This window comes from Aridibaculum aurantiacum (assembly GCF_017355875.1).
In the GTDB taxonomy this organism is placed as follows: Bacteria; Bacteroidota; Bacteroidia; order Chitinophagales; family Chitinophagaceae; genus Segetibacter; species Segetibacter aurantiacus.
The window spans coordinates 1,792,862-1,810,727 of the sequence record NZ_JAFEWC010000001.1 but is presented as its reverse complement, the minus strand read 5'-3'; the positions used below and the strand labels follow the sequence as shown (position 1 = coordinate 1,810,727).

Here is a 17,866-nt window from a genome sequence, read left to right as displayed (position 1 = left end):
AGTAACTTTCTCCAGCTCCAAAAACTATACGCATGAAACACCTACTACTATTTGTCGTTTTACTGACGACCATTTTACAACTTGCATTGGCACAGCAACAAACGGTATCAGGCCGTGTGACAAACGACCAGGGCGAGCCGGTACCTTACGCTGTGGTGATGTTAAGAAATACCAACCGCCAAACAGTCGCCGATGCAAATGGCAACTTTACCATTGATGCTTCTCCCGGGGATGTATTGCAAGTAACATCCGTTGGACTGGCCACAACAACCATAACAGTTACCTCTGCCTCTACTGTGAACATTACAATGCAGCGCAGTCTTGCAGAACTTGGCAATGTAACTGTGGGTACACGCAGCATCCGCAGAACTGCCACAGAGACCGCAGCTCCTGTTGATGTCATTCCTGTAACACGTGTGATGAACCAACTTGGACAGGTAGATATCAACCAGATCCTGCAGTTCGTTGCACCATCATTTAATTCTAACAAACAAAGTGGCGCCGATGGATCAGACCATGTGGACCCGGCAACTTTGCGTGGATTGGGACCTGATCAAACATTGGTACTGGTAAACGGCAAACGCAGGCACCAAAGCTCGCTTGTAAATATTTATGGAACCCGAGGCCGCGGTAATACAGGAACTGATCTAAATGCTATACCAGCCGCAGCTATTGAACGTATAGAGATATTAAGAGAAGGAGCAAGTGCGCAATACGGATCAGACGCGATAGCAGGTGTTATCAATATCGTTTTAAAAAGCAGCACCAACCAACTTGCCGCAAATGTGATGACAGGTGCAAACATCACAGGCTATGGCAGCTCGCTGAACTCATCCAAAGGAAAGGTGATAGCAAATACCATGGACGGAGAACAAGTAAATGCAAACGTGAACTATGGCTGGAGCATCAAGAACAATGGCTTTTTGAATGTGACTGGAGATATATTAACGAAAGCAAAGACCCATCGTCCTAATTATACTACGCTGTACCCGGACAGCTACCGCAACCAGTTTGGTGACATGTCGCTCACTAATGGAAGTATCTATTACAACAGCCTCTTTCCTTCTACCGGAAGCGCCACCTTTTACAGCTTTGGTGGTCTTAACCTCAGGCGAGGTGATGCTTTTGCATGGACACGTGATGCTGAAAGCGAAAGAAATGTAACCGCTATTTATCCCAATGGCTTTGATCCGCATATCAAATCGAGAATAACAGATGGTTCACTGTCATTTGGAGTGCGCAATAAGTTTGGTGAGTGGAATGCAGACTTCAATGCTACCGGCGGCACCAACCGCTTTCAATATATAGTTGATCAAACTTTGAATGCTTCGCTTGAAGCTGCATCACCACGTCGTTTTGATGCTGGAGGCTTCCAGTTATCGCAGTATGTGTTAAGTGCCAATTTCACACGGTCGTATAGCAACGTAGCCAGCGGCTTCAACCTTGCATTTGGCGCAGAGTTCCGCCAGGAACAGTACAAAATTTTTGCAGGTGAAGAAGGAAGCTATAGAACATACGGCCCGGTTATCTTTAGCATCAATGGCAACGATACGGTTTACCGCCCAGGTGGATCACAAGGCTTCCCGGGTTTCCAACCAAAAGACGAGACCAACAGTGGACGTAACAACCTGGGTGCTTATATAGATGGCGAACTGGATGTTACCAGGAACTTCCTCATTACAGGAGCTATCCGTTTAGAAAACTATAGCGACTTTGGATTTACCCACAACTATAAGCTTTCTACACGAGTGAAATTATCACCTTCTGTTTCGTGGCGTTCATCCGTTAGCACAGGCTTCAGGGCACCGTCGCTACCACAGATCAATTTTAGTTCAACCTTTACTGATGTGTCCGCAGGTGCCGTGGTAGATAAAGTGATTGCTCCTAACAACAGCATCATTACACAGCGGGTAGGTATACCACCACTAAAACAGGAACGTTCTGTAAATATTGGAACAGGCTTCACTGCAAGAACAAAAAATTTCTCTCTTACTGTAGATGGTTATTATGTAAGCATCAAAGACAGGATAGTATTGACAGGCGCCTTTGATGAAAGTGATGATAAGATAGGCAGCATACTAACATCTCTTAATGTTGGTGCAGCACAGTTTTTTACCAATGCAGTGGATACTCGTACGAAGGGTATTGACCTGATAGCAACACACTTCTGGCCAATAGGCAAAGGAAGATTGAATACAACGTTGGCCGGCAATGTGAACGACATGGAGATCAGAAACGTAAAAACAACTAACCTGCTTAAAGGAAAAGAAGATGTTTATTTTGGCGTACGCGAACAGTCTTTCCTGTTGGCTTCAGCACCAAAGAGCAAGGCGAACCTTAGCTTCGACTATGAAGTAAACAAGCTAAACCTGCTGCTGCGTTTCAATCATTTTTCCAGCATACATATAAGAAACTGGGATGATCAACTCGATCATTACTCAAGCAGGTTGACTACAGATATTTCAGTTGGCTACAAAGCAACAAAAAACATTACCATTACCGTTGGTGGCAGCAACATATTTGATGTATACCCTACCCACCAGGACCCAGGTTTAACAGAAAGCGGTGGTATGTGGGATGCAGTGCAAATGGGATTTGGCGGAGCATTTTATTTTGCACGTATAGGACTGAAACTATAGTAAAGACAACTGATATTTAGAGGATCGAATGGCTGGAGCTTAAAGCTTCAGCCTTTGTTTTTTTAGATACTTATGTCGTTCTTATGGTTACCAATCTTCTGCTAAACGCAGGCAAGAGAGTAGTTGATATTGTGCATGCATACTCACAATTAAACAATAATTTTCATCTATACTTCACACAACAACAACAACGGCAGCCAGATTACATTATCTTCGCTGCATTCATATACGCTCTCTTAGCAGACCTGATAAACTTCCTTCTCCTTTAAAGTTTCATTTGGTCAACCCATTTGACCAGTATATACAATCAGTCTTCATGTATTGTGCAGGCTGTACCATTTTAATAATTTTCAATTGTTATTCGAAAATCTGAATTTGATCGAGCCCATATTAAGTGCGCTCAAAACCGAAGGATATACACATCCTACTCCTATACAACAACAAGCTATTCCATATGTGCTCAACAGGCAGGACCTTTTAGGTTGCGCTCAAACAGGCACGGGTAAAACAGCAGCATTTGCTATTCCTGTTTTACAAATTTTGCATCAGCAAAAAAGTGCAAACCGTGGATCACGTGCAATTAAAGCACTTATTCTTACGCCAACCCGCGAACTGGCTATACAGATAGATGAAAGTTTTGCTGCTTATGGCAGAAACACCGGCATCAGCCATTTGGTGGTCTTTGGTGGCGTTTCACAAGTACACCAGGTAAATGCTTTACGGAATGGTGTTGATGTACTGATAGCTACCCCTGGCAGATTACTTGACCTGGTAACGCAAGGATATATCAACCTTTCACAGATAGATATATTTGTTTTAGATGAAGCAGACAGAATGCTTGACATGGGCTTTATACACGATGTAAAAAAGACCATTGCAAAACTACCTGCCAAGCGTCAAACATTATTCTTCTCTGCTACTATGCCACCAGAAATTGCAACACTTGCAAGCACTATACTTCATAATCCTGCGCGTGTAGAGGTTACACCAGTATCGTCTACTGCTGAAAAAGTAGAACAGGCTGTATACCATGTAGACAAAGGAAGTAAGAAAGATCTGCTTTTGCATCTTCTAAAAGATGAGAGCATCGTTTCTGCACTTGTGTTTACACGTACAAAGCATGGTGCCGATAAAGTAGTTAAAGATCTTAGACGTGCTAACATAGAAGCAGAAGCTATCCATGGCAACAAGTCCCAGAATGCAAGACAGCGTGCACTTACACTTTTCAAGGGTGGACAATTGCGTGTATTGGTTGCTACTGACATTGCTGCCAGAGGAATAGATGTGGATGATCTGTCACACGTGATCAATTATGAATTACCTAACGTACCTGAAACTTATGTTCACCGCATTGGCAGAACCGGCCGTGCTGGTGCCAGCGGTATAGCTTTATCTTTTTGCGATGCAGAAGAAAGAGCTTACCTGCGCGACATCCAGAAGGTGATCGCAAGGACAATTCCTGTGATTGAAGATCAACCTTTTCACCTGCAGTTAAGACCACAGGGACATAGCCAGCAAAATATGCAGCGCCCTGCACAGCGTCCTAACCAGAGAAACAATTTTAGAAGAGACGACCGCCGTACCTCAACCATGAGACCGCAGCACGCGTAATCTTTCTAATGTTATAAAGAAGCCATCAGTTATTCAAATAGCTGATGGTTTTTTCGTTTATACAATATCGAACTTTGGTAGGTGTGGAAGCATGTTTGAAAAGATGACCAAGGTGCTGCCCACAGCTCCTGCACAGCAACTGGATCCTGTGCCTGCCATAGGTATCTAAAGGCTTAAATACAACATGATCCTCTATATGCTGGTAGAAACTGGGGAAACCGCAACCTGCATTGAAGCGGCTTTTTGCGGTAAACAATGTTGCCCCACAATTGGAACATCCATATACTCCTGCAGCATCTTTATTTTCATCAATATCAATGATCAGGTGAAACATGTATACAATCTTCTAAATAAAAAAGCGGGCAAGCAGCAACTGCCCACCCGCATTAGCCATCTAAACCCAAAAACTGGCACTGCTACATTCTATCAGTGCCTTCATTGCTACTCGTATTTTCCATACCCTCTCCTGTGCCACCAGAGGCATCATCTCTTCCACTTAGTGCACCAGTGTCTGCCACATCTGCAATCATATTTTCATCCACACCAGCCTGGTTAGCTATGTCCTGCTTTTGACCTTCATCAATGGATGCCAGTGGGCTCTTTTGCTCATCGCGATTGCCGCCGGTTTGCTCTGCTCCCCCTGTACCACCTTGTCCTTGCCTGTTTTCATTATCTGTTGCCATGCGTTTAAGATTTATTTCTGTAAAAATCATTTGTACTTCCTCTATTGCAATCAAAGAAGTTGCCAGCCCTTTTCGTTACGGCATGAAAGAACATGGAAATATGGAACAAGTTCATAACCTTCTGCATTACAATGAGAAGAAGCGGGTGCTGCCAATAAAGAATATATGAAAGTTTTAACCCCAGGTCATTTGAAGAACATATAAGCTATGATGATAGCAACAACCAGTGCCACAAAATCGGCAAATAATCCACACACCAGGGCATGGCGGGCTTTTTTAATGTTCACGCTGCCGAAGTACACAGCCAGTACATAAAAAGTTGTTTCAGTAGATCCTTGTATGATAGCGGCCAGCTTTCCCTGGAAACTGTCTACACCATATGTTTTCATCACATCTACCATCAATCCTCTTGCGCCACCGCCACTAAGCGGCTTCATAAAACCAACGGGCAAGGCAGGTACAAAATCAGTATTTAAACCTACAGCAGCAACAAGATTACCGATACCAAGCACCAGGTAATCCATGCATCCTGTTGTGCGAAACGCACTGATGGCAACCAGTATAGCTACCAGGTAAGGAATGATGGTAATGGCTACACCAAAACCTTCTTTAGCGCCTTCTATAAATGCATCGTAAACGTTTACCCGCTTTACCATACCTAGCACCAGGAAAGAAATGATAATAGAAAAGATGATGAGGCTTCCGAGCATGCCAATGTATATGGCCATCTGCTCCGGCGGGAACTGCTTAAGCCATGTATATGCTCCTACCATCAGTCCACCAAAGCCTAATAAAAACACCAGCACCGGCAGTTTGAAAAGATTGATACGCTGGTAAAAAGCTACTAATGCCATCCCTGCCACAAACGAAATAAATGTGACGATGAGCGTAGGCAGGAATATATCAGCAGCATTGAAACCTTGCAATCCTTGTTCTATAGCCATAGACTGGCGTATGGCAATAACGGATGTGGGTATAATGGTAATGCCTGCAGTATTCAGTACCAAAAACATTACCTGGGCATTACTGGCAGTATCCTTAGTAGGATTTATCTCCTGCAGTTCTTTCATCGCCTTCAACCCAAGTGGAGTGGCTGCGTTATCCAGCCCCAGCATGTTTGCGGAAAAATTCATCATCACGCTGCCATTGGCAGGATGATCTTTGGGAACACCCGGAAACAATACTTTAAAAAAGGGCTGTACAGCACGTGCAAAAATATCAATCATGCCTGCCCGCTCTCCTATTTTCATAATGCCCAGCCACAGCGTCATCATTCCTACCAATCCAATAGATATATCAAATCCTGTTTTTGCACTATCAAAAACACCAGTAAGTAGTTTGGAAAAAATCTGGATATCGCCACCCATGGAAGCCGGCAAGAACAGCTTAACCAAAGCCACCACAAATGAAATTAAGAAGAAGAAAAGCCAGACATAGTTTAGAGCCATAGGTGCGCGGTCTTGTTGTGTTAGTAGTATTTGCCGATCAGGTGATGCGGCTACAACATACAACTTTATTGAAAAAGAGCCTGATGTACTATCACCGGAAAATTTATTACTGGCAGTACAGCCGGAACACGAAACGCTAAACATTTAAAGCGATTGTCATTTCTCACCTTCAATACCTACTTTTGCGCGCTTAAATGCAGTTGGCTGTTTTAGCAGCTGGCTGCAATCTGAAATCAAAAATCTCTTTTAGAAATGGGTTTACAAGCCGGGATAGTGGGATTACCTAATGTTGGTAAATCAACACTCTTCAACGCATTGAGCAATGCAAAAGCAGTTGCTGCAAATTTTCCTTTTTGTACAATAGAACCAAACATAGGTGTTATCACTGTACCCGATGAGCGCCTGATAACGCTTGAAAAACTGGTAAACCCACAGCGCGTGGTGCCCGCTACTGTAGAAATAGTAGACATAGCAGGACTGGTAAAAGGTGCAAGCAAAGGCGAAGGATTAGGTAACCAATTTTTGGGAAACATCAGAAGCACCGATGCTATCATTCACGTACTGCGTTGCTTTGAAGATGACAACGTGATACATGTGGATGGTAATGTAAATCCTGTAAGAGATAAAGAGATTATTGATACCGAACTGCAGCTGAAAGACCTGGAGACAATTGATAAAAAGATTGCTAAGAACGAAAAGCTATCGAAGCAGGGTGATAAAGAAATGTTGCGTGGCCTGGAGCTGGTAAAACAACTGAAGGCATACATGGAGCAAGGTAAAAATGCCCGTGGTTTTGAAGTATCACCAGAAGATAAAGAGAAGCATTTTGGCGACCTGTTTTTACTTACCAGCAAGCCTGTGATATATGTATGTAACGTAGATGAGAAAAGCGTTGTTTCAGGAAACAAACATACAGAAGCTGTAAAAGAAGCTGTTAAAGGTGAAGAAGCAGAAATTTTACTGGTAAGTGCAGCTATAGAAAGTGAGATAGCAGTAATGGAGAGCTACGAAGACAGGCAGTTGTTTTTAGAAGATATGGGCTTGAGTGAAAGTGGTGTGGCTCGTTTAATCAAATCAACTTACCGCCTGCTAAACCTTGCTACCTATTTTACTGCAGGTGTGCAGGAAGTAAGAGCTTGGACCATTACCAAAGGTATGCTTGCACCGCAGGCTGCAGGTGTTATTCATACTGATTTTGAAAAAGGTTTCATTCGTGCGGAAGTTATCAAGTACGATGACTTTGTAAAATATGGTTCTGAAGCTGCTTGTCGCGATAATGGTAAGCTTGCTGTTCAAGGGAAAGAATACCTGGTAGAAGATGGAGACATCATGCACTTCCGCTTCAATGTATAAATAGATCGATATTCATCTTTATAAGCAGCCGCAAACCGGCTGCTTTTTTGTTTGCACCTGTTTGCTCTTTTATAGTTCAATCAACTTAAAGGTTTATTGTACAATAGTAAAACACTGGTATAGTGGCATAAGTTTTTTGCCTTAAACACAGTTCCCGCCCTTTCTAATTAATCAATAAACTTCATCAAGAAAATGAAAGCAGCTGTATTTCACAAACCAAAAGACATCAGTGTAGATAATGTACCCGATCCCGAGATAAAACAACCCGGTGATGCTATCATTCGTGTTACGGCTACGGCTATTTGCGGATCTGATCTTCATATATACAATGGCATGTTTCCTCAGCCTACCGACCTTGTACTTGGCCATGAGTTCATGGGCATAGTAGAAGATGTTGGTACAGGCGTATCCAAACTGAAGAAAGGAGATCGTGTGGTTGTGCCATTCCCCATAGCATGTGGTGGTTGCTATTTCTGCCAAAACCACTGGCCTACGCATTGCGAAAACAGCAACGAAAAAAATTATGGCCCTGAAGGTGGATTGATGACAGATAAAGGAGCCGGTTTGTTTGGATATACAGATCTATACGGTGGTTACGATGGAGGACAAGCCGAATATGTGCGTGTGCCATATGCTGATTTTGGTCCGCGCAAAGTTTCAGACTCGCTTACTGATGAACAGGTGTTGTTCTTAACCGACATCTTCCCTACTGGTTATATGGCTGTAGAATGGGGTGAAATAAAAGGTGGTGAAACAGTAGCTGTATTTGGCTGCGGGCCTGTGGGATTGATGGCAATAAAAGCGGCATGGTTAAAAGGTGCATCACGTGTAATAGCATTGGATATAGAAGACTACAGGCTCCAGGTAGCAGCATCTGTTTGCAGTGCAGAGATCATAAACATAAAAGATAATGATGGCTGGCTGGAAGAAATACGACAGGCTACCAATGGCCGCGGTGTAGATGTAGCTATAGACGCTGTAGGCATGGAAGCTGATCGTAATTTTCTTGACCGTGTAGCTTCTGTTATACGTTTAGAAAAAGGAACCATCAATGCATTGCGGATGTGTTTATCAGCCGTGCGTCGCGGTGGTGTGGTATCAGTTGTGGGTGTTTATGGTTATCCTTATGACAACTTCCCCTGGCACCAGATATTTGAAAAAGGACTAACCATACGTGCTGGCCAGGCGCCCGTTCATCGTGTGATAGACGAATTAGTTTCATGGGTAGAAGAAGGAAAAGTAAAGCTGGATGATATCATCAGTCACCGCATGCCACTGAGCGAAGCTGCACATGCTTATGATATTTTCAACGAGAAAAAAGACAACTGCGTGAAGGTGGTGCTGAAACCGTAAGTCAAATGAAAAATTAAAAAGTAAAAATTAAAAAAGAAAAAGGAGCACTTTTATATGGTGCTCCTTTTTCTTTTTACTTTTTCATTTTGCATTTACTCTCTACCACACACTAATCCTTTGCTCCTTTGGCACAAACATCTTATCAGTAGGTTTTACATCAAACGCCTGGTACCATGCATCCATATTTACTACAGGACCATTGGCGCGATGCATGCCTGGTGAGTGTGTATCTGTAAGTATAAGCTGCGCTTGTGTTTCAGGTAGTGCATTGTTTCTCCAAACCTGCGCCCAACTAAGGAAGAAGCGTTGTGCAGGTGTAAAGCCATCCATCTTCTTTCCTTCTTTAAATTGCTTTGTCTTTGTAAAAGCTTCATAAGCTATACTCAAACCACCAAGGTCAGCCAGGTTCTCTCCTAGTGTCAGCCTACCATTTACCTTGATTGAATCCAGTACAGTATAATTGCCGTATTGAGCTACTACTTTATCTGCAAGCGATTTAAACTTATCTGCGTCCTCTTTTGTCCACCAGTCTTTCAGGTTGCCATCAGCAGCAAATTGCCTTCCCTGGTCATCAAAACCATGTGTCATTTCATGACCTATAACTGCTCCTATTCCACCATAATTCACAGCATCATCTGCTCCAAAATCGAAGAATGGAAACTGCAGGATAGCAGCAGGAAACACAATCTCATTATTAGCTGAATTGTAATACGCATTAACTGTTGGCGGCGTCATCGACCATTGCGTGCGATCAACAGGTTTACCCATGCGGTTCACCATTTCATTGTACGACCATGTTTGTGCACTACGCAGGTTGTTCACAAAATCGTTGCGCGATACCTGTACACCTTCATAATCTTTCCACTTATCAGGATAGCCTATCTTTTTTGTAAATGCATGAAGCTTTTCTAAACCTCTCTTCTTTGTTTCAGCGCTCATCCAGTCAAGGCGATTGATGCGTTGCTCAAAAGTGGTAGCAAGATTATTCACCAGTTCCTGCATACGTTGCTTTGCTTCTGGTCTGAAGTATTTCTCTACATACAACTGCCCAAGCATTTCGCCCAGCGACTGGTCAATAACAGCAGCCATACGCTGCCAACGAGGTGTTTGTTCTTTTTGCCCCGTAAGCACCTGGTTGTATTTAAAATTTTCTTCTACAAACGCAGAGGACAAATATGGTGCAGCCGTCTTCAAAACATTCCATTTCAAATATGCCTTCCAGTCGCGTAGTGGAAGTGCTGTAAGCAACAAGTCAGCTGTTTTGAAGAATGATGGATTGTTTACCAACACGCTATCTGCTCCAACCACTTTCATTTGCACCAGCATATTGTTCCAGTTGATAGAAGGTGTGGTAGCAGAAAGATCTTTAATAGCAAACTTGTTGTACAGCTTATATGGATCACGCATTTCCACACGGCTGTACTGGCTTTTTGCCAATGCTGTTTCCAGGCGTATAACAGCATCTGCACTGTACGACGCGCTGGTGGCATCTTCCCCGGCAAGCATAAACAAGCGATACACATAGTTGCTGTACGCTTCTCTTATGCGCATGCTGCGCGGATCATCTTTTATGTAATAATCTTTATCTGGCAATGTAGTACCACCCTGGCTTAGCTGCGGAATGTACTGGTTCACATTTTTGCGGTCCTGTGCTACAAACATCCCAAAGAGTGGGCTGCCCAAAGCGCGGGTGCGAAGGCTGGCTATTTCCACCAATACCGCTTGAGAATTCTTCAGGTCATTAATCCTATCCAATTCTGCTTTTATGGGTTGAATGCCTGAAGCCTCTATCGCTGCGCTGTCCATAGCACTCAGGTAGAAGTCGCCGATCATTTGGTTTATGCGGTTCTTATTGCGATTTGCTGCTGCTTCTTCTAATAAAGCACGCATACGCTGCGAGCTTTCTTCACGTAAAACATCGAAAGAACCCCAGCGCGTTTTACTGCCTGGAATGGGGTTGTTGCGAAGCCAGTTACCATTCGCATATAGGTAAAAATTATCGCCAGGCTTCACGCTCATATCCATGTTAGCCTTGTCAATGTATTTCCCTTTGTCTGGAGGAATATTACCAGGATCGGCCTGGGCACCGGTTGCAGTCACCAGCATAGTGGCAGCTAGAAGTTTTGAAATTTTCATAATCAAGCTTTATTGTTTGATGATCTTTTAGATACACTAATTTAAGTGAAGCCTGTAAAAGAAGAAAGAATATAAAAGCAGGAGAAATAATATTAGCGTTCAGCTTTGCCATTGGCAAGTCGCCTGGCTATACTGTACATCAGGCAGAAGATATTGTGCTTATGGCAGTTTATATGCTGGCAGGTATGCCATAATTCTATGAAAGTTTTTTCGAGAACAGTTGCAGCAACACCTTCGTCTTTTACCCACTGCAGAATACAGCCATATAAAGCAGCACCATATTTTTCGTAAGCAAGTTCAATGGACTTAGGCTGATGCGCTTTGAGCATACTTACAAGTTGCTCATCTTTAATAACTTCTTTTATCATAGGTGTTGCTATGACATCGCAATTGAAACACCATGATATATGTTAACAATAAATAGAAAGGCTAATTTGAATGACTAAACAAGAAGCTCCCTTAGTATCAATGCAAGTAGAATAATTTCCTCAACTATTCAAAGTCACTTAAAATAAAGCCTTCTGGCGAAGGTTTCTTTTTCCTGAACCAGTCCCTGCTACACACCTTGCGTATCATTTTCATGATATCCTCAAAAGTGCTGGGCTTAACTACGTACAGATCCGCGCCTTTTTCATAACACGCATCTATGTTCATTTTGTAATTGGTAGTAGAATAGATAATGATGGGCATATCTTGAAACTCTTCCTTCGCTCTTATTTCCTGCAAACACTCAATCCCGTTCTTATAAGGCATATTCACATCCAGGAAAAGAAGGTCAGGCTTGTTGGTAGTGTGCAGCATTTCTATAAGAGCATTACCGTCTTCCGCATGCGTAAAGTCTACAGGTATTTCTGATTGTTCAAGAGCTTCATTGAACAAGAAGGAATCATCCGTATCATCATCGGCAAGTAAAATGCGTAATTTGGAAGAAGGGGTAGAACTCATATTTTACTTATTTCATTTAATGCGTAAAGTAAGTATCCCTTTACTAGCAAAAAACAGTCCTAAAAGGATATAAAAAAAGAAACCCTCCGCAGAAGCGGAGGGCAACGTTTAACCTAACATGAAAAAACCCCCTAAAAATTTATATCGAGATGTGATTGTCTTTCTTACTTATTGTATCTAAAACTTTATGCCAAACTTCAGGTTTGCGCTAGCCATGTTAAAAAAACTTTGAAGAAGCTTCCAGCCCCATAGTAATTCAGATGTTTATGAGCATATTAGCGGATATTCGCGCCTAAACCTGAGCGAAAGAAGAGAGATGATTACCCCTAACACCATACAACAGATTACCAGCCGGATTGATATTGTGGAAATTGTTGGTGAATTTGTGAAACTTAAGAAGCGTGGAGCCAATTATTTGGGGAATTGTCCATTCCACAACGAGAAATCTCCTTCTTTCACTGTATCTCCAAGTAAGGAAATCTATAAGTGCTTTGGCTGTGGTAAAAGCGGCAATGCCATTGGCTTCCTGATGGACCACGAGAAGTACTCGTACGTGGAGGCTCTGAAGTGGCTGGCTGTCCGATACAATGTGGAGGTAGAGGAAACGCAGGTAAGCCCTGAGGTAAGACAACAACAGCAGGTAGCAGAGAGCCTGTACGCCATCAACAACTTTGCACAAAAACATCTTTCACGCAATCTTTTTGATACGGAAGAAGGCAAGGCTGTAGGACTTAGCTACCTGCAATACCGTGGCTTCAGGGAAGAGATCATCCAAAAGTTCCAGTTAGGATATAACCTGGAAGCGAGGGATGACCTTGCGAAGACATTGCTCGCTAACCAGTTCAATATTGAGAATGTACAGCGGACTGGATTGGTGGTAGTACGAAATGATGAACCTGTAGATAACTACAGAGGAAGGATCATTTTCCCGGTGCACAATCACACTGGTAAAATAATAGGATTTGGAGCCAGGCTGATTAAGAATAACGATCGCGCTCCTAAATACATCAACACGCCGGAGAATGAGCTTTATATAAAAAGTAAGATCCTCTACGGCACCTACTTTGCCCGGCAAGCCATTGATAAATTTGATGAATGCCTGCTCGTAGAAGGATATACCGATGTTATCAGCTTACACCAGGCAGGAATAGAAAACGTTGTAGCAAGTGGCGGCACCTCGCTTACTACTGATCAGCTACGGTTGATCAGGAAGCATACAAACAACCTAACAATTATCTATGATGGTGACAATGCAGGTGTAAAAGCTGCACTGCGCGGTTTGGATATGGCCATTGAAGAAGGTTTGAATGTGAGGCTTGTGCTAATACCGGATAAAGAGGATCCGGATAGTTATGTAAATAAAGTAGGCGCTGCGGCCTTCAGGGCTTTTGTAGAAGAGAACAAGAAAGACTTTATCATCTTCCAGCTGGATATAATGCTGCAGCAAGCAGGTAATGATTCAGGTAAACGAAGTGCGGTAGTAAACCAGGTGGCAGAGACGCTTAGTAAAATCAATAAGACGGAAGACTTCACGCGCCAGCAGGACTATATCCGCCAATGCTCTGCTATTTTAAAAATCGATGAAACTGGTTTCACCAATCTTGTAAATAAATTTAAGAGAGAGAAGCTGGAAAAGGAAGAACGGGCAAAGCCTTCTGATCTTCCACCCGAGCCACAGGAATGGGATAACCAGCCACCACCTACCGACGATGTTAGTTTATTACTTGAGCAGGATGAACGCCAGGAGAAAAACCTGATAAGGGTATTGCTTGAATTTGGCCTGAAGCAATGGGATGAAGAGCAAACAATAGCAGATTATATTTTAAATGAATTGGATTCTTTTAGTATAGATAGCAGGGAACTGGATCAGATGTTACAGGTATATAAAGACCTTTATTATGCGGGTCAACAACCTACACTGAAATCATTGCTGTACCATGAAGACGAGGCTATACGTAAGCAGGTGGTTAACCTGAGCGTACAGCAATACGAACTGAGTCCAAAGTGGGATGTGATCATGGAAGGCTTGAACATAAACAACCGCGACACCAGCAGGCAGGATGTGATCATGAGCCTGAATTACTTCAAGCTGCGTAAGATCAAAAGAATGTTTGATGAGAACCAGCAAGACATTGAAAAAGCCACATCTTTTGAAGAACAGATGGACCTGATAAGGGTACACGCACAACTAAAAGAAGAAGAGCAGAAAATTACAAAAGCGTTAGGTACAGTAATATTTAAATAAGCTTTTGATCCTAGGCCTGCGAACAGAAGTTTAAAAAATAAAACGAATAGCTATAAAATAAAAGAGGTGCAGCTTCAACTGCACCTCTTCTTTTTATACAAGAACTTCTTAGTTATTTCTCTAATGGTGTCTTTTTACCTGCGAGTAGTTTTTCAACTGTAGCTTCAAGCCTGCGGCTGCGTGTGTCTTTCCGCTTCGCACCTTCTATCCATTCTACATATTCCTTCTGATCTTTTACAGATAGATTTTGGAAAACCTCGTGTGCTTTTTTGTGGCGGGTAAATATCTTTTCAAGTTCTACCGGAGGAACTACCAGGTTTTTATCAAAATCAACAGATTTGATATCAACGGAATTTGAGCTTTCCTCTTCCACTTGTTTACATTCTAATTTAACTGCTGCTGCGTTTGCAGATCTTTTAAACAAGGTAGCAGACCATACATGATCTAGCGTTATCTGCTCTACATTTTCGTAATGGTTGTTACAAAGAATATCCCAGCTACAGTCACGATTTAAGTCGCTTGCAATTTTACTGGAACTCTTAGGTGCAGCTACCCATAATTTTCCTTCACCGTTCAGGCAAGGGATCACTTCTTTCAAAATGCTGTTCAACTGGTTGGCGTTGATGGCAAAAACTAAAGCAAAATCGATCTTTTTGATCTTTAGTAGAGGAGTGACATTTTTGGAGTAAGATAACTTTACAAACTGCTTTTCGATGCTTGAAGGAAGACCCTGGATCAACAAATTCTTTTCATTAACTACCTGCAACTTTTCCAACAAACTTTGTTGAGACATATGTGAAAGAGATTTATGGTTACCTAATAAAGGTGCAAAGGTACAGGTTCTGCAGCAGTTTCACGTAAAAAAAATCCACCAAGGTAATACATTGGTGGATATCAAGACTGTACGATCGAAAATAATTATTTAGAACCTGCAGGTTTGTAATATTTCAGTGCTTCAGGCATCATTCTTTGAAGCTCCCTGATACGTGTATCTTCTGCAGGGTGTGTACTCATGAATTCTGCTGGACGATTACCACCACTCATTGCTTTCATTCGTTCCCATAAAGGAACGGCTTCGCGTGGATTGTAACCTGCCAGTGCTGTATAGATCAAACCAAGCCTATCAGCTTCCAGTTCCTGCTTACGGCTGTGAGGTAGCGTATAACCAACCTGGCTACCTACTCCATATGCTGCATTAAATAGTCCACGTGTTTCTTGCGAACGGCTTGATAAAGCTACATCTAACGCCACACCACCTAATTGCTGAATAAGTCCCTGGCTCATTCTTTCACTTCCGTGCTTAGCCACAGCATGTGCTACTTCATGTCCTACTACTACCGCAAGTGCTGCTTCATTTTGAGTAACAGGTAAAAGACCTGTATAAACAACAATCTTTCCGCCCGGCATACACCATGCGTTCACCGAATTATCATTAACTAAATTGTATTCCCACTGGTAGTTTTGAATTTCATTAGCCAGCCCCTGCCCTTTATAATAACTGGTAACGGCATTGGCAATACGGCTTCCTACCCTGCGCACCATTTCAGCATCTTTATTTTGCGAAGGCGCTACTACCCTATTCTGGCTTAAAAAAGATCGGTATTCAGTTTGAGCCATTTGCTGTAATTGGCTCTCAGGAACGAGAGAGAGTTGTCTTCTTCCGGTGATTGCGTTGGTTGTACAGGCCACAACCAGCATCATGGTGCCTATACTCAACAAGGACATTGATTTTTTCATAGTTCAAATTTTGTTAGCAATAAACAATAATAATACCAACAGGATTGACGCTATGATCGAACTTATTGAGAATGAGTTTAATGAGGGACTGTAGAAATATTTCCTAAAAGAAAAGCAGCAGCAGCTAAAACTTCCTGCGGCTCCTGCGCCTGTCCCTATACTTTAAAATAGGCACTTTGCTTTCTGTGCCGTTAAGAATGCGGTTGATATTTTTCTGGTGCGTCAGTATAACCATTAACGCCACCGCTACGGCAAATACCCTGTATAAGGTTTCCTTCTCGTTGAAAATGAAAAGAATAAAAACAGCAAATGCTATACTTGCCAAAATTGAACTAAGAGAAACAAAACGCGTTAGATAAAGCACCAACAAAAAAACACCTACACAACAGATGGCTACTAATGGCTGAATAGCTATTACCATTCCAAATAGAGTAGCTACACCCTTACCACCTTTAAAATCGGCAAAAACCGGGAATATATGACCAAGCACTGAAGCTAAACCTAAACCAACCATCAGGTTTGTACGGTGCCATTCATCTTGCAAATAATAAGGAATAAGAATATAAAGAGAGGTAGCAATAACTCCTTTTAAAACATCAGCTACCATTACAAATGTTCCCCACCTGGAACCAAGCACACGATAGGTATTGGTTGCTCCTGCATTGCCACTACCATAGTCACGGATATCTATTCCAAAAAAGTATTTACTTACCCAAACGGAAGTTGGAATAGAGCCTATGACATATGCCACTACAATCAGAAGAAATTCATTCATCAGGTGTTGGTTTTTAGCTGGGAGGGCAAAAATAAGGTTAAGCGGTTAATTAAAAACGGCTTAAACGGTCCAAAATTGTTAATATGATAACATGATGGTGATCCAGTTGTTCCTTTCGTTCGTGTGTTTCCACTTAAGACCTTTCGCTTCACATGCAGCAATCACTTCAGTTTCATCAGATTTAAGTAAGCCACTTAACAATAATAACCCACCGCTGGCAAGGCCATTTGCAAGGCCGGCTAAATTATCCAGTATCACATTTTTATTGATGTTGGCCAGGATTATGTCGAACTTTTGGCTGACGCCAAAATGATCAAGCTTAAGTACAGCAATAGCTGAGCAGCCGTTGTTTTCTACATTTTCCTTGGTGTTCTCAATGCTCCATTCATCATAATCAATTGCTACCACCTCCTTAGCGCCAAGCTTTTCTGCTAGTATGGCTAGTATTCCCGTACCTGTACCAAAGTCAGCCACCACTTTACCATCAAAATCAACCTGGCTCATCTCTTTTACCATTAGGTAAGTTGTTGCATGATGACCAGTTCCAAAACTCATCTTTGGCGTTATCAATATTTCATGTTTTGCTGACGCAATAGGTTCATGAAAATGAGCACGGATAGCACAGAAATCTTCTACTACTACAGGATCAAAATTGCTTTCCCATAGTGCGTTCCAGTTTTGTTGAGGTTCTGTAGAAACTGAATAGGTCAGACCAAATTGGTCGATGATCATCTTTAGCTCAGCTTCTTCAAATTTATCCTGCTCCTGGTAAGCTAAAACAGCAGTGTCTGTCTCTTCAAAACCTTCAAAATCCATAAGAGATAAAACAGCCAGCAGTTGATCTTTTACCTGTGCATCCGTAACAGGTATCTCTATTTTTAAGTAATCAGCCATAGAATTTTTGTAAATAAAAATGGCCTGTAAACAGGCCATTTTCTATG

Annotated in this window: 15 protein-coding genes; 5 read left to right on the top strand and 10 right to left on the bottom strand. The window is 42.2% G+C overall.

The window, feature by feature from the left end; all coding sequences use genetic code 11:
• Nucleotides 1-32: 32 nt before the first annotated feature.
• Together J4N22_RS07495 and J4N22_RS07490 are read left to right on the top strand one after the other, a co-directional pair.
• Complete coding sequence (locus J4N22_RS07495) at nt 33-2,639, top strand: TonB-dependent receptor (protein WP_207493308.1); 2,607 nt, start codon at nt 33-35, stop codon at nt 2,637-2,639.
• 375 nt (nt 2,640-3,014) lie between these two features.
• Entirely contained in the window at nt 3,015-4,250 is a 1,236-nt protein-coding gene (locus tag J4N22_RS07490; RefSeq protein WP_242692088.1) for a DEAD/DEAH box helicase, read from the top strand.
• 25 nt (nt 4,251-4,275) lie between these two features.
• Here J4N22_RS07490 and J4N22_RS07485 read toward each other — a convergent pair whose 3' ends face one another.
• The 3 genes from J4N22_RS07485 to J4N22_RS07475 form a co-directional block, all read right to left on the bottom strand.
• Complete coding sequence (locus tag J4N22_RS07485) at nt 4,276-4,584, bottom strand: peptide-methionine (R)-S-oxide reductase (protein WP_207493306.1); 309 nt, start codon at nt 4,582-4,584, stop codon at nt 4,276-4,278.
• 82 nt (nt 4,585-4,666) lie between these two features.
• Nucleotides 4,667-4,933: a hypothetical protein gene (locus tag J4N22_RS07480; RefSeq protein ID WP_207493305.1), complete on the bottom strand. Its 267-nt coding sequence runs from the start codon at nt 4,931-4,933 to the stop codon at nt 4,667-4,669.
• Between the two features lie 185 nt (nt 4,934-5,118).
• Nucleotides 5,119-6,381 carry a nucleoside recognition domain-containing protein gene (locus tag J4N22_RS07475; RefSeq protein ID WP_207493304.1) on the bottom strand — a complete coding sequence of 421 codons (1,263 nt, stop codon included), beginning with the start codon at nt 6,379-6,381 and terminating at the stop codon, nt 5,119-5,121.
• 252 nt (nt 6,382-6,633) lie between these two features.
• Here J4N22_RS07475 and ychF point away from each other — a divergent pair, with 252 nt between their 5' ends.
• Both ychF and J4N22_RS07465 read left to right on the top strand, forming a co-directional pair.
• The gene (gene ychF, locus J4N22_RS07470; protein WP_207493303.1) at nt 6,634-7,734 is read left to right on the top strand and encodes a redox-regulated ATPase YchF; all 1,101 of its coding nucleotides are present in this window, start codon (nt 6,634-6,636) and stop codon (nt 7,732-7,734) included.
• Between the two features lie 192 nt (nt 7,735-7,926).
• Complete coding sequence (locus J4N22_RS07465; protein WP_207493302.1) at nt 7,927-9,087, top strand: zinc-dependent alcohol dehydrogenase; 1,161 nt, start codon at nt 7,927-7,929, stop codon at nt 9,085-9,087.
• Between the two features lie 99 nt (nt 9,088-9,186).
• Here the strand turns inward: J4N22_RS07465 and J4N22_RS07460 are convergent, their stop codons facing one another.
• From J4N22_RS07460 to J4N22_RS07450, 3 genes are all read right to left on the bottom strand, one after another.
• On the bottom strand, nt 9,187-11,223 hold the full coding sequence (locus tag J4N22_RS07460) for a M13 family metallopeptidase (protein ID WP_242692087.1): 2,037 nt from the start codon (nt 11,221-11,223) through the stop codon (nt 9,187-9,189).
• Between the two features lie 92 nt (nt 11,224-11,315).
• A complete protein-coding gene (locus J4N22_RS07455; protein WP_207493301.1) occupies nt 11,316-11,591 on the bottom strand; it encodes a hypothetical protein in 276 nt (91 codons plus the stop codon).
• 124 nt (nt 11,592-11,715) lie between these two features.
• On the bottom strand, nt 11,716-12,168 hold the full coding sequence (locus J4N22_RS07450; RefSeq protein ID WP_207493300.1) for a response regulator: 453 nt from the start codon (nt 12,166-12,168) through the stop codon (nt 11,716-11,718).
• Between the two features lie 316 nt (nt 12,169-12,484).
• Between J4N22_RS07450 and dnaG the strand changes: the two genes are divergently transcribed.
• Nucleotides 12,485-14,413 carry a DNA primase gene (gene dnaG / locus J4N22_RS07445; protein ID WP_207493299.1) on the top strand — a complete coding sequence of 643 codons (1,929 nt, stop codon included), beginning with the start codon at nt 12,485-12,487 and terminating at the stop codon, nt 14,411-14,413.
• 112 nt (nt 14,414-14,525) lie between these two features.
• Here dnaG and J4N22_RS07440 read toward each other — a convergent pair whose 3' ends face one another.
• The 4 genes from J4N22_RS07440 to prmA all read right to left on the bottom strand — a co-directional run bounded on the left by J4N22_RS07440 (nt 14,526) and on the right by prmA (nt 17,819).
• Nucleotides 14,526-15,206, bottom strand: coding sequence for a YdeI/OmpD-associated family protein (locus tag J4N22_RS07440; RefSeq protein ID WP_207493298.1), 681 nt, complete (start codon nt 15,204-15,206; stop codon nt 14,526-14,528).
• 125 nt (nt 15,207-15,331) lie between these two features.
• Nucleotides 15,332-16,150: a M48 family metallopeptidase gene (locus tag J4N22_RS07435; RefSeq protein ID WP_207493297.1), complete on the bottom strand. Its 819-nt coding sequence runs from the start codon at nt 16,148-16,150 to the stop codon at nt 15,332-15,334.
• Nucleotides 16,151-16,274: 124 nt separating this feature from the next.
• Nucleotides 16,275-16,925 carry a glycerol-3-phosphate 1-O-acyltransferase PlsY gene (plsY, locus tag J4N22_RS07430; protein ID WP_207493296.1) on the bottom strand — a complete coding sequence of 217 codons (651 nt, stop codon included), beginning with the start codon at nt 16,923-16,925 and terminating at the stop codon, nt 16,275-16,277.
• A 78-nt stretch (nt 16,926-17,003) separates the two neighbouring features.
• Nucleotides 17,004-17,819 carry a 50S ribosomal protein L11 methyltransferase gene (prmA, locus tag J4N22_RS07425; protein ID WP_207493295.1) on the bottom strand — a complete coding sequence of 272 codons (816 nt, stop codon included), beginning with the start codon at nt 17,817-17,819 and terminating at the stop codon, nt 17,004-17,006.
• Nucleotides 17,820-17,866 lie beyond the last annotated feature (47 nt).

Excerpts from the sequence above, each read along its gene's own strand:
- J4N22_RS07495 (WP_207493308.1), top strand. The coding sequence starts at position 33 with ATGAAACACCTACTACTATTTGTCGTTTTACTGACGACCATTTTACAA.
- J4N22_RS07485 (WP_207493306.1), bottom strand. The coding sequence starts at position 4,584 with ATGTTTCACCTGATCATTGATATTGATGAAAATAAAGATGCTGCAGGA.
- J4N22_RS07480 (WP_207493305.1), bottom strand. The coding sequence starts at position 4,933 with ATGGCAACAGATAATGAAAACAGGCAAGGACAAGGTGGTACAGGGGGA.
- J4N22_RS07475 (WP_207493304.1), bottom strand. The coding sequence starts at position 6,381 with ATGGCTCTAAACTATGTCTGGCTTTTCTTCTTCTTAATTTCATTTGTG.
- ychF (WP_207493303.1), top strand. The coding sequence starts at position 6,634 with ATGGGTTTACAAGCCGGGATAGTGGGATTACCTAATGTTGGTAAATCA.
- J4N22_RS07465 (WP_207493302.1), top strand. The coding sequence starts at position 7,927 with ATGAAAGCAGCTGTATTTCACAAACCAAAAGACATCAGTGTAGATAAT.
- J4N22_RS07460 (WP_242692087.1), bottom strand. The coding sequence starts at position 11,223 with ATGAAAATTTCAAAACTTCTAGCTGCCACTATGCTGGTGACTGCAACC.
- J4N22_RS07455 (WP_207493301.1), bottom strand. The coding sequence starts at position 11,591 with ATGATAAAAGAAGTTATTAAAGATGAGCAACTTGTAAGTATGCTCAAA.
- J4N22_RS07450 (WP_207493300.1), bottom strand. The coding sequence starts at position 12,168 with ATGAGTTCTACCCCTTCTTCCAAATTACGCATTTTACTTGCCGATGAT.
- dnaG (WP_207493299.1), top strand. The coding sequence starts at position 12,485 with ATGATTACCCCTAACACCATACAACAGATTACCAGCCGGATTGATATT.
- J4N22_RS07440 (WP_207493298.1), bottom strand. The coding sequence starts at position 15,206 with ATGTCTCAACAAAGTTTGTTGGAAAAGTTGCAGGTAGTTAATGAAAAG.
- J4N22_RS07435 (WP_207493297.1), bottom strand. The coding sequence starts at position 16,150 with ATGAAAAAATCAATGTCCTTGTTGAGTATAGGCACCATGATGCTGGTT.
- plsY (WP_207493296.1), bottom strand. The coding sequence starts at position 16,925 with ATGAATGAATTTCTTCTGATTGTAGTGGCATATGTCATAGGCTCTATT.
- prmA (WP_207493295.1), bottom strand. The coding sequence starts at position 17,819 with ATGGCTGATTACTTAAAAATAGAGATACCTGTTACGGATGCACAGGTA.